Source organism: Kitasatospora purpeofusca, assembly GCF_042691725.1.
Lineage (GTDB): Bacteria > Actinomycetota > Actinomycetes > Streptomycetales > Streptomycetaceae > Kitasatospora > Kitasatospora purpeofusca_B.
The window spans coordinates 93,607-108,511 of record NZ_CP170483.1 but is presented as its reverse complement, the minus strand read 5'-3'; the positions used below and the strand labels follow the sequence as shown (position 1 = coordinate 108,511).

Genomic DNA, 14,905 nt, shown 5'->3' with positions numbered 1-14,905 from the left:
CGCCGTGGGTCGACCGCCCCAAGGTGCACGTCGCGCACTGGCTCTACGAGGGCTGCGTCCGGGCCGCCACCACGCTGATCAACGGCGGCGTCGACACCCAGCGGGCCATCCACTACACCATGGTGCCAGGCGTCAGCGGGTGCATGGAGTGCTGGTACGGGCAGGGTGCGCCGGGACGACCCGACCTCCCGGATGGTGCTGGACGTCCTCGACAACATCGATCGCGAGGACACCGCTGCCTTCAACGGACTGGTGGCGGTCGCCGCCGCGCACATGATCTCCGAGATGGTCCGGCTCGCCTCGCGGGTCTGCGATTCGGTCTCGGTGGGCCGCCTGCTGGAGCAGATGTTCCACGATCCGCGGGCGCGCGAGGCCGAGTCCTGGCGATGCGACCCCGACTGGGCGGTCTGCGGCGACGCCTGGCCCTCCGCCGGCAGCGCCTGGCTGGCCGGGACGACCGGGGGCTCCCCTTCTGAGCCGACGTCCCCGACCAGCCGGGGCCTGGCGGGGAAATCGCAGCGGCGGCCCCTGCCAGGCTTTCGGCACGCCCACCCGCGGGCCTTTCCGCATTTCCGCCGGCTCCGCTGGATCCACCGATTCCGCTCACTCCGCCACGCGATCCCGCAGGACCTTTCCCCCGTGTCCTTCCCTGTGGCCGTTTCCGTCGATCCTTTCCGGTGACCATTCCGGCCGATAATTTCCACCGATCACGTCCATCATTTCCGTCGAGTCATCCTGAAAGGCGCAGGGGAGAGCACCGTTGCCCACCGAACAGCTGACCAAGGACCGTCCCACCGGGAGTCCGGCGGACATCCGGCTGCGCACCGCATACCTGGTCTCCCGTATCGGTGACTGATCGGCCACCTCGACCGCCCTCGCCTACGCCATCGAGTTCATCCCCTACATCGTGATCGGGCTGGTCGCCGGCGTCATCGCGGACCGCTTCGACCGGCGCCGGGTGATGATCCTGTGCGACCTCACCTCGGGCGTGCTGACCCTGGCCGTCACCGCGCTCGCGTTGCTCGACGACCCGCCGTTGGCCGCCATCTACCTGTGCGCGTTCCTGCTGGCCCTGGTGCCCACCTGGTGGGCCGTGCTGATCGCCTGGCGTATCGAGGGCAATTGCCACCTCGCTGGTGATCGTCAGCTGGTTCACCGCCCGGCAGAAGGTGGTGCCGTCCGAGGTGATCGGCCGCGTGGTGTCGGGCAGCCGGGCCGCCGCCTACGCGACCATCCCGCTCGGCGCGGTGATCGGCGGCTGGCTGGTCTCCGGCACGTTGCCGACGCGCACGCCCTTCCTGTGCGCCGCCGTGGTGCAGGCAGTAGTGTTCCTTGGCGCCGCGCTCACTCCGGTGGTGCGCATCGACCCCGGTCCCCGGAGCGTCCCGCAGGGCGCGGAGGCGGCCGAGGCCGGCTGAGCCTGAACGGTACAGGGACACCGCACACCGGCACCGGAGGAGAGGCTCCCATGGCGGCGACGGTCACACCCAGGCAACGGCTCGCCCGGCGCTACCTCGCCGTCAACGGCGAGCACCCGATGACCGGTGCCGACGACGCCTACGTCGACCGGTACTTCACGCCGCCGGAGGCGCTCTGCGCCCGGCACGGGCAGGACCCGGACGAGGTCCGCGGCCACATGCTCGCCGAGCACCTCCCGCTCCCCGCCCACCTGCGCTCCGACGGCACCGAGATGGTGCCCGCCGACCTGCTCGAACTCGTCGAGGAGGCAGACGGGTTGGCGAAGCCCCCGGACTGGTTCCGGGGCCACTGGGCGGACCCGGCGCCCGGTGATCCGATGAGCTGAGAAGCCGTTGTCGTACCGATCACGGTGGGCAACTCGGCTGCACGGGCGGCCGAGGCATCCGTCCGACATGAGCGACGCGGGATGGGTGATCGTCAGCGACGCGCTGCCGGTTCCGGGACGGCTGGGGGACGCGGTGCGCTGCCTGGTCGCGGGCGGCCTCACCCGGCGGGCGATTCCCGCAGACTTCCCCGCAGGGACCGCGTCCGTGCCTTCTTCCGCGGCACCGCCGCTTCGGCACAAGATCGCCGAGGTGCGGCCCGCGCCGGGGACGGTCCACGCCGCAGTGCCCTGGTTCGGTGCCGATGCCGAGGTATGCGGCCGGGTCTTCGGTCAGGTGGGTGGCGCCGCCCGGTACCTCGGAAGCTTCCCGGACCCGTCGGCCTGCGCCGACACCGTTGAACAGCAAAGGACCGCTCATGCTCCTCGATCCTGACACGACGCTCGAAGCCGTCGCATCAAGCCTGCGGGACCTGCCGTTCCCGTGGCGCGGAGATCCCGTCGAAATCGTCGGCTGGGGCTTCTCGAACGTCGTGCTCCGGGTCGGCGCCGACGTCCTCATCAGGGTGCCGCGCACTGCCGAGGCCAAGGACAGAAGCAAGCACACTGCCGAGGTCCTGCGGCGACTGCCGCCCCTGCCGCTGGCCGTCCCCGAGGTGCTCGGAATGCTGCCGACCGGGCCGCTGCTGCCCTTCGGCGCCGTGCTTCTCAGGAGGCTGCCGGGCGCTGTCGTGGACGACGGTGTCGCTCGCGCGGATCGTGAGGCGTTCACCGGTGACCTGGCCGCTTTCGTCTCGGCGCTGCACAACTGCGGCGACGAACCACTGCTGGGCATCCTCGGGGCGGACGGGGCCGGACGGGCGATGGATGCCCTCGATGCCGAGACAGCCGCGGCCACCGCGGACCGGCTGGCCGGTCGCGAGCGGCAGGTGTTCGAACGGTGGGCCACAGCCTATCGGCGGTGGCTCGCCGATGCCGAGGTCGTGCCGATCCACGGCGATGTCTGGCCCGGCAACCTCCTGCACACCTCCGGGAGGCTGTCCGGCGTCCTGGACTGGGACGAGGCGAGGGTCGGCCCGCGGGCGGTCGACCTGTGCGGCGTCTGGTACCTGGGCCGCGACTTCGCCGAGGAGATGATGAGTGCCTACGCGGCCCGGAACTCCTGTGACTACCGGGTCTTGCACGAGGAGACCAGGCTCGCCGGAGTCCGACGTGAACTGCGGGGCGTCACCTGGTCCTTACGCCACGACGACCCCGAGGAACTCGAGGAGTCCCTGGACAAGGTACGGCGGTCCCTGCGCGAGTTCCTGCTCCCGCCCGCCTGACACGGCCGCCGCTGTCGGCCTGCGGCACCGTCCGGCTGCCACTGGGGGCAGGAGGACGGGGGAGTCCGCCCGGTGGTTCGGCGGGGCCCCCGTGCCGGGGACGCGGCTACGGGGTCGGTTCCGCCAGGGCCGCGAGGTCGACGACTTGGTCGGCGGGTGGAGCAGTCACCGGAACGGGCATGTCGTAGGCGCTGAAGTCGACCTGGAAGTCGTAGGCCTGTGTCTCCACGCGTACGGGACGTGGCGGGCCCTGCGTGGCGATGTAGCCCATGAACGGCGGGTTGTCCGGGCTCATGACGAGGAAGCTCACGCTCCTCGTCCCGCCCACCGACAGTCCGCCGCCGGAGAGTGCCTGTTCGGCCGGGTCGGCGGTGCCGACGACGGGGACCGTTGTCAGGTCGCAGAACCCGCCGACATCGTCGAGTGTCCGGCCCGGGGGCAGACGGACCCAGCGGCCGTCGAACCTGGACGCGGTCGCGGCGCCCCACTCGCGGGCGAACGCCTGAGGGTCCATCCTGACGAAGGTCTCGTCCCGGACGCGTACGATCCGGCTGGGGCCCTGCCCCTCCTCGGTCGTGGTACCCGTGCAGCGGCCCTTGCGATCGGCTGACACGGTGAAGGTGGCACGGCGCCCGTCCTTCAGGGCGAAGCCCGTCATCGTGACCGAGGCGGCCTTGCGGAATTCGGCTCGCGCCGTTTCCAGGAGGAGCACCCCGGTCATGGACTCCAGCCGCTCGTGGGGGCTCGCCGTGGCCGTGACCTCGGTCCGCACGCTCGTGGTGGTGAGGGAAAGGGGCAGGGCGAGGCCGGCTGCGACGGCTGCTCGTTTGGTACGCGAGATCGAGATCACTCTGTGGTGCCGTTCTATTGATTATGTGTTCGAGCAGACTGGAACGATGCCGGTCAGGTCTCCGGCGCGTCAACAGGACTCGTTGAACGGCCGCGTCAGCCTCGCCGTCTCCGAGCGATGGGCCCGCCCCCACACACCGAGGGCGGGCCCTTTCCCACGCCCGCACCAAAGGAGACCCGCGTTGCCGCCGCTCCACCACGCCCCCGCCGCCGCCCGCACCCTGCGCTGCCTGCAGCGCCGGGTGCGGCGCGCGCTCGACCAGCTCGTCGCCGACCCCCGCCACCCCGGCCCGCGCACCCACCGCCGCGTCTTCGATTCCTACGTCGAGACCGGAGCCGACTCCTGGCGGATCCACTGGACCTGGGGCCCGGACACGACCGGCAGCCCCGAGCACGACGACCAGGACGACGGGGCGCTCAGCGTGCTGCTCATCGGCCCGCACCGCTGATGGCGTCCGCGGCCTCCCCGGTGCGGGCGGGCCGCCGCTGGCTACCGCTGGCCGGGCAGGGTGATCCGGTCGATCAGGTCCATCCGCACGACCACGCTGCGGCTGATGCTGTCGGCCCAGGTCTGACGCTGACCCTGGGTCACCGGGCGAACGAACCCGGCGAACGCCAGCAGAGCGTCCAGCACATGCAGAACACCACGCACGACGGCCCGCGCCGGTCCCACCGGTGCGCCGGTGTCCTCGTCCACCAGCACGATCCCCAACCAGCCGCCCACCCAGCCCCTGACCGGTACGCCTGCGCTCGGCCCACCGCACGAGCAACCACCCGCCGCCCACCACCCAGTACCCGCCCGCCAGCGCTCGCCGGATGTCCGCGTCGGCCAGCAGCGCGACCACCTGCATCGCCGCGAACGCCGGCGACAACGCCGACAGCGCGGCCAGGTACGCCGTCATCAACCCGCCCGCGATCCCCACCTCGATGCCCGCCGCCGTCGCCCGCTGCGCCAAGGAGGCCAGCCCCGGGATGGCAGTCTTCCTGGCGGGTGCGGTCGAGGCCAGGCCGGCCGGGGCGACGGGGTTCCACCAGGGCGCGGCCGCGGGAGGGGCGGGGCGCAGCGTGTGATCGTTCATGACCGGGTCAACGCCCTTCCGGCCGGTCGGGGCACGCTGCGGTACACGTGCGGACGCCCGGGACCGCGAGCTTCGGATGGCATGTTCGCGGCCGAAAGATCGCAGGTCAAACCCCTGGTCACCGCTGATTCGTAGGTCTAGCATTCCCGGCACGGCGGCCCCACCACAGCACCACCGGGCCGCCGGGCAGAGCAGCCGCGCCTCGTCCTCCCCGGCGCTGCTGGCCTCCCACCGGCCGGGCCCGCGGAGCACCCCCCTGCCTCCCCGGGACCCGGCCGCGTGCACCCCGCGCCCGTCCGGCCGGGTGCCGAGTGGGCGTACAGCTCGGCGCCGACCTCGGCGAGCGCTAAGCGGTTCTCCTCGGCCGGGTCGGCGGCCCCGGTGGCCTCGGCGGCGTACCACCGGCGCTGGAGGTCGAGGTCGAGCTGTACTCCCCCCGGACCGAGGGCGACCCCGGAGCCGGCCGATCGGCCGTCAACGTCGTGCACGCCTACGCCCCGGCGCCGCCCTGGCCGCCGACCGTGCGGATCGCCGCCCTCGTCCCCGAAGACCCACCCCAGCCCGCCCGGAGGGCGGGCTGGGGTGGGCGTTGCGGTGCGTGCCTTTGCAAGGCGGAGAAGGGAGTTCATGCGGAGCATCGGCGACCGACGACATCTGACCCGAGCCACTGCAAGTCACGGCCCGTTCGCCGGATGCAATCAGACGATGGTGACGGTCGGGGGGTCAATGGTCTCGGGCGGGCCGTAGTCGCTGAAGGCCATCGTGAGGACGACCGGGGTTCCGTCCACCACCATGCGCTTCTCGGCGTAGCGGGTGCGGCCCTGTGCGTCGATCCACTGGTCGAGGTCGATGCCCGTGACGCCGTCGGACTCGGCGTCGTAGCGGGCCAGGGCTGAGACCTTGGCGAGGTGGTCCAGGTCCAGGTGGCCGGAGAGGTGGTGGACGGGGACACCATCGCGGGTTTCCATGCCCTTGCGGGCGGCCGGGCCCAGGGAGAGCAGCACCGGGGCGTAGCCGGTGAGGTCGAACTCCGTGGCGATGGAGGGCATCGGGATCGGTATCTTCCTCCAGCTGCCGCCAGGACCGTCGATGCGGTGGTACTGGGCGTCGGCGGTGATGACGACCTCCCGGGTGGTGTCGCCGGACTTGCGTTCCTGGCGGCCGGTGGGTATTCCCGTGTTGAAGTTCTGTCGGGCGGTGACGGTGATGTTCATGGGCTCGCTTGTCGCTCGGATCGATACGGCGTACGGCTCCTTGCTCGCTTTCTCCACGGCCGCCGCTGGGTCGAAGTTGGCTGGGTCGAGGGCAGTCTGAGCGGTGGGTTCGGCTGACGGAGCGGACCGGTGGGCGCTGCCGTCGTCGCAGCCGGTGAGCACGGCCAAGGCGATGACGGTGGTCGCGGCGGTGGCCGTGAGGGTGGGACGACGCACGGTGGAGCTTCTCTCTGAGATGGTGGTGGGGCGAACCGTTGCGACAGAATCGGTGGTGGGCCACGTCGTCCGCACGAGTGTCGTCTGCTCACGTCGCCCGTGTCTCCCGTGTGCCGGAGGATACGGGCGACCGCGAGCAGGTTGGCTGACGAGCTGCCGCATCGGTGGGCGGAGGTGGTGGGTGGGTTACGGACGGTGGTCCGTCGGTGAGTGAGGGTCGATCAATGTGGGCGGCTGCCGGCCTTCGACCGCGAGGTCTGCATGCGCTGTGGGAAGTCGACCGACACCAGCCAGCCGATGTCCCGGGCCGCGTCCTTCTCGGCCTGGATCGCGTGGAGCATGCTCGAGAACGTGCCGTCCAGCGCCCACCGGCGGAAGCGGGTGTACAGGGTCTGCCACGAGCCGTATCACTCCCGCACGTCCCGCCAGGACGTGCCGGTCCGCGGCGTCCACACGATCCCGCTCAGCACCAGCCGGTCGTCCGACCACGGACGACCGGCTGGTGCTGAGCGGGCAGGAACCGCGACAGCACAGCCCACTCGGTATCCGAAAGCTCATGACGACGCACCATGAATGCCATGATCCCTCATCACTTGATCAGCTTTGAATACGACCCCTAGGAGACTGTCGAAGTCGACTTCCAGAAGGTGTTCCAGCATGGCACGCTCGGAGGCGGCCCTGGATGACGTAGGAGCGCCACTGTTCGGCGTTCCAGCCGTCGGGGCCGCTGGAGGCAGCGAACTCGGTGGCCAGCACGTCGGCCCGGCGCGCGCCGGGCCAGCGAATTGGATGGCCCCGGAGCGCCCGGCAGCGCAGTCGGACCGCAGCCGGGCGGCAGAGCCGGTGTTCCACCGGTCGACCGCTGCTGGTCAGTGCTGTCGACGGTTGCGGGCGGCCTGTTGCATCCCGGCTTCCCACAGGTGGCGGCGTCCGGCGGCGACCTCGCGGCGGACCTGCTCCTCGGCCTGTTCGAGAACGCGGTAGTAGGTGTCGTCGTAGGCCTCGACGACCTGATACGTCCACATGCCCGGCAGGACGTCGCGGCCCACCAGGCGGCGCTCGACGAGGTCGGCCTGCTCCTGGTGGCCGGCCGCGCGCAGCAGGCGCGCCGCTTCGGCGAGCATCCGGTCCCCGCCGCCGGTCATCTGGTGGAAGGCCAGCAGATGCCCCGTGCCCGCACCGTGTACTCCAGCGCCTTCGGCAGTACCCCTAGCGCTTCGACGGTCGCGTCGTCCAACCCCGACGGCCGCCGGTGCGCCCCGTCCGGCCCGCCTGCGGTTCTTCCGTTCCCGGTCGCCATCCCGTTCACCCCCTACGGTCCCTCGACGGCCCGCGGGTCCCGGTCAGCGCGTAGCGGCGCTCGGCGAACAGTTGCTCGGCGGTGCCGCCGATCCAGTCGCCGAGGACGTCCAGGGCCTCCTCGGCCTGCCGGTCGGAGAGGTAGCCGGGGGCGACCTGAAGGGCGAGCAGGCCGAGCTCGCGGCGTACGGCCAGCCGCTTCGGCGTTCCAGCCGTCGGGGCCGCTGGAGACGGCGAGCTCGGCGGCCGGCACGTCGGGCCGGGAGCGGACATCGGAGACCGAGCGTGCGACGATCTCGGCGATGACCGCGCCTTCGGGCGGCCGGCCGTCCTCGGCCTGGGCGTCGGCCAGGCGCTCGGCGATCAGGTCGGTGAGCTCCGCGATCCGGCCCTTGAGCTCGACGACCGCCCGCACGGGCAGCACCAGGCCGGTGTCCCACGCGTGGGACAGCTCCTGGGCCGGCGCGGCGGCCGACGACGTCCTCGATCGCCTCGGCCGTGGTCGCCAGGTCGGGCAGCCGGTAGGCGGTCGAGCGGCTCGCCCCGAACTCGGCGCCCGCGTACGCTGCCCACCCGCCGTACCGGGCGCGGTCCACACCCGCGCCCGGTACGCGGCGCGCACCCGCGCCGCCAGGGCCAGGACGGCGGAGCGGACCTCCTCGATCGCGGCGCGCAGCTCCCCGGTCAGCCGCCGGGCCTCGGCCTGCGAGGCCGGGCCGGCGAGCTCCCGGTGCCGTTCGCGCTCGCCCGTACCCGCCCCTTCCCCGAGGCGGGCGCCGGAACCCGGGCGCGGGCGGGTCAGGCGGCCGGGTCCTGCACGGGGTTCGGCCGGGCGTCCTGCTGCAACCGCATGAGGGCCTCGTGGCGGTTGCCGGCCTGAGCCCAGTGCGGGTGGGCGTGCAGCTCGGCGCCGACCGCGGTGAGCGCGGACCGGTTCTCCTCGGTCGGGTCGGCGGTCCGGGCGGCCTCGGCGGCGTACCACCGGCGCTGGAGGGCAAGGAGGTCTTCGGGAAGACCGGAGGATTCGGATATCCGGCCATCGCCGGTCGCACGCCCGTGCGACCGGCGGCGCGCTGCCCGCGCCAGCGGGGTGTTGTGGGCCGGAACGGCCCACGGGCCGCGGTGCGAGCGGATACCGTCGGCAGCAACAGGCCGGCGCCGACCGCCCCGGGAGCTGGGGCAGACCTGGGACACTCCTGCCCCAGGTCTGCCCCAGCAGGGCCGGTATGTCCGTTTTGCTGAGACGGTCCCAGCCCGTTTCTCCTGGTCACAGCGGATCGCGCGGGACCTGAGACATTGACAGCGAAGGAGTCCGGAGACCGACCAGCTGTCCTCTGACAGGCGGACCTGTCTCATCGAACTTTGACGAGTCTCACCGAAGTCTGACCGGCAAGGGTTTGTCTCATCGAAGTTTGACCGCAGCTGTCCCGTCTCACCGGACCTGGTGGCGTCTCACTCGTCTCACCGATCCGGGATCCGGAGTCGTTCAGCAGTCGTCGTCCTGGAAGTGCTCCGCGAAGTCGCCAGGCGGTGTGAGGCCCGTGAAGTCGCCGATCACCTTCGCGTCATAGGGAGCGTTGAGCTGGTTGAACCCGTTGCCGTCCTGCTGGATCGAGCCCTGGGCGAAGACGATCTTCGACTTCTTGTCGATCTCGATGACCTGGTCGTTGAACTGGTCGCTGATCAGCGTGTGGCCGTTGCGAAGCCTGACGGCCCGGGTCGGCAGCGGGTTGTCGATGCTGCCTGGCCGGGTGTTGGTGATGTAGGTGAAGACCACCTGGCTCTGCGCGTTGATCTCCACGATCCGGTTGTTGTTGGAGTCCGTGATCAGCGTGTTGCCGTTGCGCAGACGGCTGGCGAAGGCGGCACCGTTCAGGGTGGTGGTGTCGCTCGGGCTTCCGTACTGGAAGACGATGTTGTGGTCCCGGTCCACCTCGATGACCCGGTTGTTGTTCTCGTCGGCGATCAGGATATGGCCGTTCTCCAGCAGCTCGGCGCTGTTGGGGTTGTTGAGCTGGTCGAACCCCGAGCCGATCGTCCCGGTCTGCCCGTACTGCCAGACGATCTGGTGGTCCTTGTTCACCTCGATCACCCGCTCGTTGCCCTGGTCGGTGATCAGGACGTTGCCGTTCGGCAGCGCGGTGTTCTGGACCGGGGTGTTTAGCTCGTTGAAGCCGCTGCCGGTGACGCCGGCCTGGCCGTACTGCCAGATGATCTTCCCGGCCCGGTTGACCAGGATCACCCGGTTGTCCGGACAGCCGTTCGGGAACGTGGCGATCGGGCAGGAATCGTCGGCACCGGCCGGTGTCCCGGTGCCGGCGATCAGTGTGAGGCCACCGCCAACCCGCTCGGCGTCGTTGGTCCCGACGATGGAGTTCGGGCCTGCGACCGGCGAGCCGTCGCCGAACTGCCACAGCACGTTGTGGTCGCGGTCCACCTCGACCACGCGGTTGTTGAACTGATCGGCGATCAGGATACGGTCTTCCCGGCCGAAGGGGTCCGGCTCGGACGCGCCCGCCGGCGCGGCTCCGAGGACCGGCCCCGCCAACGCGACCACCGCTCCGACCGCCGCCGTCCGCGACCACCCGCGACGATGTCCAACACGCCCGTTCCGCATACCGCCTCCACAGCTCTGCCCGCGACGCCCTCGGGCGCCCACGGAGATCCTCGGCCACGCACCGGCCTCTGCTCTCTCAGGAAAACGTCGCCACAGGTCCGCGCGAGCGCACAGCCGACACGCTCTGCGGCCGCTCACATCTACCCGCCTGCACCAGCCTCCGGCTGGGATGCCCCTCGGGTGGAGGCAGGCGGGCAGGATCCCGGTGGACTGCGCCAGCAGGTCCGAAGGATCCAGGCAGCTTGAGACATGGAGAGCAAGGCCTTCTCAGACGACCTGGCACCTCAGCAGGTCAGCAGCTCGCTACCTGCCGGATGCGCCGCGACCGGACAGCCACCCTCCGCCGCGCGGCAGCTTCGACGCGGGCCGATGCCGGTCCCGGAATCGACGTCACCGGCGAGCGAAGGTGAGACAGCCCCGTCGATCCGCGTTCGAGCGGCAACGAGGAGTGAGACGAGCCCGGCGGCAGCGTCTCACCTTCGGTTGTATCTGCCCAGCTCAGCACCCACGACACCGGCAAAGGTCGAATGAGACGGGACAGTAGGACCGCACACCCACGGTTCCTGGCCCGGGGCGCGGCCGGCGCCGAGGCCCCGGTCACGGCTGCGGGGTGAACGGATCGACTCCAACAGCTGGCGGCATCAGTGACCCGGTCCGTCCCGACGCGTTGCTGCGCCTTCTGGGCGCCGATGGGGAGGTCGTCGCGTTCTTTGCCGGCGTCGCGGACCTCGACGCGACGAGTCCGGCCGACCACGAGCTGGAGGACGGAGTCCGTCTCGCCGCCGGGGCCCGGCTGGAACAGTTCGCGCGGGCGGGCTCAGGAAACGCCTTCTGCTTCGTCGGCGAGGGCGGTGAGGAACGCCCGGTGGTGTACGTGAGCCTCGAGGGCGAGGCCGGCCCGCTCGCCATCGGGCTGCCCGACCTCACCCGGCCCCCCGGCTACGGCCACGGCCACGGCGCCACCAAGTCCCTCGCCCCGCTCCTGACCGCCATGCGGCCCGGCCTCTCCGTGCGCTACCGCATCGCCGCCAACCCGATCCGCAAGCCCGGCCGCACCACCCGCGAGCTCTACAACCTGAGTCCGGTCGTGCCGCTGCGCGGAGCCGCCGCCGACGACTGGTGGACCCGCCAGGCCGACACTGCCGGCCTGCAACTCACCGCCCTGCGCTCCGAACCCTTCGACGCCGTCCGCGGCACCCGCCGCAGCGACCAGAACCGCATCAAACACGACCGCGTCCTGTTCGAGGGCACCGCCCGCATCACCGACCCCGACCTCCTACGCACCCGCCTGACCGCCGGCATCGGCAAGGGCAAGGCCTACGGTTGCGGCCTGCTCGGCCTCGCCCCCCACCGGAGCGACCAGTGACGTCCTCCCCGTGCAGGTGGCACGGGCCGCGTCGGCACCGTCCGCGAGGACGTCCTCGGATCCGGCCTTGAGACCGTCCGGGACGCCATCGACGCCTACCGGGCCGACGCCCTCACCCGGCTCGCCTTTACGCCACTGGCCGACGCCGACTAGGCCGCCGAGCAGGCCCGCGCCGCTGCCCGGTGCCTGCTCCTGGAGCGCCTGGAGACTGTGCGGGCCAAGGAATCACCCCCGCGCTCGCGGGGAGAACCTCGAGGTACGAGGCGGCCACGGCGGTCACCCTGGCTGACCCCTGCCTGCACGGGGAGGACTCGCGGTTCGCCGTCGCCGCCGTGAACCGGCTCGGCTGACCCTGCGCTCGCGCTCGCGGGGAGGACTTCGGGCGGAAGAGGCCGGTCAGGTGCTGGGGCGGCTGACCCCCGCCTGCGCGGGGAAGACCGCCTGCACAGGTCTCGCTCCGGTAACCCGGAGCTCAGGCTCCTCGATCCGCGGCGAACAGCCCTCTCGGAGGGGAAACAAGCAGCTCAAACGGGCCTTCTTCCTCTCCGTGTTCACCGCAATCGGCGACCTGGCATCGCGGGCCTACTACGACAAGAAGATCGCCCGAGAGAAGTACCACACCCAGGCCCTGCTCTGCCCCGCCAGACGCCGGGCCGACGTCCTGTTCGCGATTCTCCCCGACGGAACCTTCTACCAGCCCCAACCGGCTGCAGCCAGGTGAGGAATCCAGATTGCTCGATCAACCCTCAGGCCGAAGCCGCTGACGAGCGGCCTCAAGCCGCTGGTCATAGTCAGGCGCGAACAGCCCAGGAAGCGCCTTGTCGAGCGTTCCGGTGATCCGATGGATCGGAGCCCAGACCGCCGGATCGTCGACAACGCGGCTGAGGTCCGTCATCTGGAGCTTCTCCAGCCAGTGCGACAGTACCAGTGCCTCGTCACTCGTGAGCTGGATCGTGACCTGGCAATCACTCATGCACACCCCTACGGCTCGGCTCGCCCTTGCCCGCACGAACCTACTGGTCTTGGACCTTGACCAAACACACAGGGGCACCCCCCGACGCGCCTGCTCCAGCACGCGCTACCGCTCTCGCCCGCGCTGCTTGGCCTCGGCCTGCTTCCCCGCGCCGTCCGGCCCTGCGGGCGCCCGGGGCGACGGCGCCGAACCGGCATCCAGGGACGGCCGGGCGCTGCGCTCCCGAGCCGGGCGCGGCGGGCGGTCAGGACGGCTGGTGGGGCCGTCGGGCAGTGGGCAGGGGCCAGTGCGTGGCGTTCTCGGAGTGCTGCGCCGACATGGTGCGGGGTGTGCCGCGGTAGTTGAGGTACATGCCGGTCAGGACGGTGACCTTGGCACGCAGGACCCAGGGGTCGAGCGGTTTGACGATGAAGTCGACGGCCCCGGCGTCGTAGCCGCGCAGCGAGTTCTCAGGGCTGGACCGCCGTGCTGCCGCGCGCCCTGGACCGGCTCGCCGCGCACCTGCGCCGCACCGGCACCGTCCTGCTCACCCCCGGCCCCTGGCCCAGCGCCCACCTGCGCCTGGAGGTCACCGCGAGCCGGTGGTCCGGCCTCGTCGGTATCCTGCACGGCTGTCTCAGGACCGGCACGCCGTACGACGAGGCGACAGCTTGGTCCCAGCGATCCCACGCACTCGCCGCAGGACGCTACAGCTCGGGCAACCGGTCAACGGGGGTGGGGGACCGGCGCTCTTCCAGCCAGTAGAGGTAGATCCGCAGGTCAGTTGCCAGATCACCGGCGATGTAGAGCTTGAATTCGCGAACGGCGGCGGCTATGCCCTGGCCTGCCCAGGCATCGCCCTCATCCCACTTGCTCCGCTGATCGGACAGGTATTGCACGACCTGGCTGCGGTTACGCCACCACTCCCGGACCGTTTCCGGTGTCCATCGCGAGTCGCCGTCACAGCCGTACCCGAGGAACGGGTCGTTGTCTGCCGCCTCGACCAGCATGGCCGTGTCCGCAGGCGTTCGGGGCTGGCGGTAGACGTACTCGCTGAGGTACTCGCCTCCATAGAGGACGTGGGCGGGCGCCGAGAGCCGTCCCGTCCAGCAGGTGTCGGTCTCCCCGCCGTAGATGGGCCCGGGGACATTGAGCCACAGTCGGTCTTCCCAACGGCCCCGAAAGGCATCGCGGTCGTTGCCGAGGATGGCCACCGGGTCGAAGTAGAGCGTCATCCGCCGAGACTAGGGCATTCGTTCGAGCTGAACGACAGGCCACCGATGGGAAGGGGACCGCCCGGTCCCCCTGAGCTCACGCACTCGCCGCTTGACTCTCCAGCTCATGGGATGTTCTCGGATCGCCGAGGATCGTGCTCGGTGATCCTCAGCGGGCGGTGAGCGCGGCTCGCGCGCGGCTGATCAGTCGGTGGGCCTGGTGGCCGGTCACGGCGCCTTCGGCGAGCCACTCCCAGGCCCTGCTGTACAGGGTGATGTCGGCCGCGCTGTCCAGCCACAGCTCGGCGTTGATGGTCTCGACGATCACGAGGCGCTCGTCGTAGATCCAGAACCCGTGCGCGGGAGTTCGGCGCACGGGGGCGCTGAGCGGGATGACGCCGAGCTCGACGGTGTCCAGGCCGAGGAGGCCGACGAGGCGGTCCAGTTGGCCGGCCATCACCTCGGCCGGGCCGATGGTGACGTAGAGCGCTGCCGCAGCGCCGGCCGGGCTCGTAGAGCGCCTCCTGGCGGCGTATCCGCGTGCGGACGGCGGTTTCCGTGTCCCGGGGTGAGCCGATGAACTTGGCACCAGCCGCGAGCATGTGGCGGGCGTACTCGGCGGTCTGGAGCATGCCCGGAATCCGGGCCGACTCAAATCCCCGGATCCGGTCGGTCCGTCGGGTCTCCAGTACCGCGGCTTCCTGGCGCTCGCGGTGTCCACCGACAAGCTGGCGGCTCCAGGACCGGTACTGCGGCTCCAAGCCCTGGAGACGGGCCTGGAGCTCGGCCCCGACCCCGGGCTTGCCGGTCGCCGAGGCCCAGGCCTCCAGGTCCGCCGGGCTTGGTGTCTGCCGGCCTGTCTCCAGCTTCGACACCTTCGACTGCACCCAGCCGAGCTGGCCGGCCAGGGCCCGCCCGGAGAGGCTGGCTTTGGTGCGCAGCTCGCGCAGCCGCGCGCCGAGGGCCACCCGGC

General features: G+C 71.1%; 18 protein-coding genes and 2 pseudogenes. 9 read left to right on the top strand and 11 right to left on the bottom strand.

Annotation, left to right across the window (positions count from 1 at the left end; translation table 11 throughout):
• Positions 1-192 precede the first annotated feature (192 nt).
• The 5 genes from ACFCLZ_RS00545 to ACFCLZ_RS00525 all read left to right on the top strand — a co-directional run bounded on the left by ACFCLZ_RS00545 (position 193) and on the right by ACFCLZ_RS00525 (position 3,126).
• On the top strand, positions 193-681 hold the full coding sequence (locus tag ACFCLZ_RS00545) for a hypothetical protein (RefSeq protein ID WP_380282560.1): 489 nt from the start codon (positions 193-195) through the stop codon (positions 679-681).
• A 455-nt stretch (positions 682-1,136) separates the two neighbouring features.
• Positions 1,137-1,418, top strand: a complete 282-nt coding sequence (locus ACFCLZ_RS00540) for a hypothetical protein (protein WP_380282559.1) — start codon at positions 1,137-1,139, stop codon at positions 1,416-1,418.
• A gap of 50 nt (positions 1,419-1,468) precedes the next feature.
• A complete protein-coding gene (locus ACFCLZ_RS00535) occupies positions 1,469-1,804 on the top strand; it encodes a hypothetical protein (protein ID WP_380282558.1) in 336 nt (111 codons plus the stop codon).
• 67 nt (positions 1,805-1,871) lie between these two features.
• The gene (locus ACFCLZ_RS00530) at positions 1,872-2,237 is read left to right on the top strand and encodes a hypothetical protein (protein ID WP_380282557.1); all 366 of its coding nucleotides are present in this window, start codon (positions 1,872-1,874) and stop codon (positions 2,235-2,237) included.
• Positions 2,221-3,126, top strand: a complete 906-nt coding sequence (locus tag ACFCLZ_RS00525) for a phosphotransferase family protein (RefSeq protein WP_380282556.1) — start codon at positions 2,221-2,223, stop codon at positions 3,124-3,126. Before ACFCLZ_RS00530 ends, ACFCLZ_RS00525 begins: the two co-directional genes overlap by 17 nt.
• A gap of 106 nt (positions 3,127-3,232) precedes the next feature.
• Here the strand turns inward: ACFCLZ_RS00525 and ACFCLZ_RS00520 are convergent, their stop codons facing one another.
• The gene (locus ACFCLZ_RS00520) at positions 3,233-3,976 is read right to left on the bottom strand and encodes a hypothetical protein (protein WP_380282555.1); all 744 of its coding nucleotides are present in this window, start codon (positions 3,974-3,976) and stop codon (positions 3,233-3,235) included.
• Positions 3,977-4,157: 181 nt separating this feature from the next.
• On the opposite strand from ACFCLZ_RS00520, the gene ACFCLZ_RS00515 reads away from it, so the two are divergent.
• Complete coding sequence (locus tag ACFCLZ_RS00515; protein ID WP_380282554.1) at positions 4,158-4,424, top strand: hypothetical protein; 267 nt, start codon at positions 4,158-4,160, stop codon at positions 4,422-4,424.
• A 41-nt stretch (positions 4,425-4,465) separates the two neighbouring features.
• On the opposite strand, the gene ACFCLZ_RS00510 is transcribed toward ACFCLZ_RS00515, so the two are convergent.
• Positions 4,466-4,672, bottom strand: a complete 207-nt coding sequence (locus tag ACFCLZ_RS00510; protein WP_380282553.1) for a hypothetical protein — start codon at positions 4,670-4,672, stop codon at positions 4,466-4,468.
• Positions 4,673-4,791: 119 nt separating this feature from the next.
• Here ACFCLZ_RS00510 and ACFCLZ_RS00505 point away from each other — a divergent pair, with 119 nt between their 5' ends.
• The gene (locus ACFCLZ_RS00505) at positions 4,792-5,046 is read left to right on the top strand and encodes a hypothetical protein (protein WP_380282552.1); all 255 of its coding nucleotides are present in this window, start codon (positions 4,792-4,794) and stop codon (positions 5,044-5,046) included.
• A gap of 706 nt (positions 5,047-5,752) precedes the next feature.
• On the opposite strand, the gene ACFCLZ_RS00500 is transcribed toward ACFCLZ_RS00505, so the two are convergent.
• From ACFCLZ_RS00500 to ACFCLZ_RS00480, 5 genes are all read right to left on the bottom strand, one after another.
• Entirely contained in the window at positions 5,753-6,268 is a 516-nt protein-coding gene (locus ACFCLZ_RS00500; protein WP_380282551.1) for a hypothetical protein, read from the bottom strand.
• A gap of 1,085 nt (positions 6,269-7,353) precedes the next feature.
• Complete coding sequence (locus ACFCLZ_RS00495; protein ID WP_380282550.1) at positions 7,354-7,629, bottom strand: hypothetical protein; 276 nt, start codon at positions 7,627-7,629, stop codon at positions 7,354-7,356.
• 160 nt (positions 7,630-7,789) lie between these two features.
• Complete coding sequence (locus ACFCLZ_RS00490; protein ID WP_380282549.1) at positions 7,790-8,056, bottom strand: hypothetical protein; 267 nt, start codon at positions 8,054-8,056, stop codon at positions 7,790-7,792.
• 525 nt (positions 8,057-8,581) lie between these two features.
• Positions 8,582-8,977 carry a hypothetical protein gene (locus tag ACFCLZ_RS00485; protein ID WP_380282548.1) on the bottom strand — a complete coding sequence of 132 codons (396 nt, stop codon included), beginning with the start codon at positions 8,975-8,977 and terminating at the stop codon, positions 8,582-8,584.
• 292 nt (positions 8,978-9,269) lie between these two features.
• The gene (locus tag ACFCLZ_RS00480) at positions 9,270-10,229 is read right to left on the bottom strand and encodes a hypothetical protein (RefSeq protein ID WP_380282547.1); all 960 of its coding nucleotides are present in this window, start codon (positions 10,227-10,229) and stop codon (positions 9,270-9,272) included.
• Positions 10,230-11,010: 781 nt separating this feature from the next.
• On the opposite strand from ACFCLZ_RS00480, the gene cas6e reads away from it, so the two are divergent.
• Together cas6e and ACFCLZ_RS00470 are read left to right on the top strand one after the other, a co-directional pair.
• Positions 11,011-11,766: a type I-E CRISPR-associated protein Cas6/Cse3/CasE gene (gene cas6e / locus ACFCLZ_RS00475; RefSeq protein WP_380282546.1), complete on the top strand. Its 756-nt coding sequence runs from the start codon at positions 11,011-11,013 to the stop codon at positions 11,764-11,766.
• Positions 11,767-12,211: 445 nt separating this feature from the next.
• Positions 12,212-12,487, top strand: a pseudogene (locus ACFCLZ_RS00470) (transposase); the annotation flags it as partial.
• An 18-nt stretch (positions 12,488-12,505) separates the two neighbouring features.
• On the opposite strand, the gene ACFCLZ_RS00465 reads toward ACFCLZ_RS00470, so the two are convergent.
• The 4 genes and pseudogenes from ACFCLZ_RS00465 to ACFCLZ_RS00450 form a co-directional block, all read right to left on the bottom strand.
• The gene (locus tag ACFCLZ_RS00465; RefSeq protein ID WP_380282545.1) at positions 12,506-12,739 is read right to left on the bottom strand and encodes a hypothetical protein; all 234 of its coding nucleotides are present in this window, start codon (positions 12,737-12,739) and stop codon (positions 12,506-12,508) included.
• Positions 12,740-13,425: 686 nt separating this feature from the next.
• On the bottom strand, positions 13,426-13,953 hold the full coding sequence (locus tag ACFCLZ_RS00460) for a ferredoxin (protein ID WP_380282544.1): 528 nt from the start codon (positions 13,951-13,953) through the stop codon (positions 13,426-13,428).
• A gap of 148 nt (positions 13,954-14,101) precedes the next feature.
• A complete protein-coding gene (locus tag ACFCLZ_RS00455) occupies positions 14,102-14,389 on the bottom strand; it encodes a Scr1 family TA system antitoxin-like transcriptional regulator (protein WP_380282543.1) in 288 nt (95 codons plus the stop codon).
• Positions 14,390-14,492: 103 nt separating this feature from the next.
• A pseudogene (locus ACFCLZ_RS00450) lies at positions 14,493-14,900 on the bottom strand (Scr1 family TA system antitoxin-like transcriptional regulator); the annotation flags it as partial.
• Positions 14,901-14,905 lie beyond the last annotated feature (5 nt).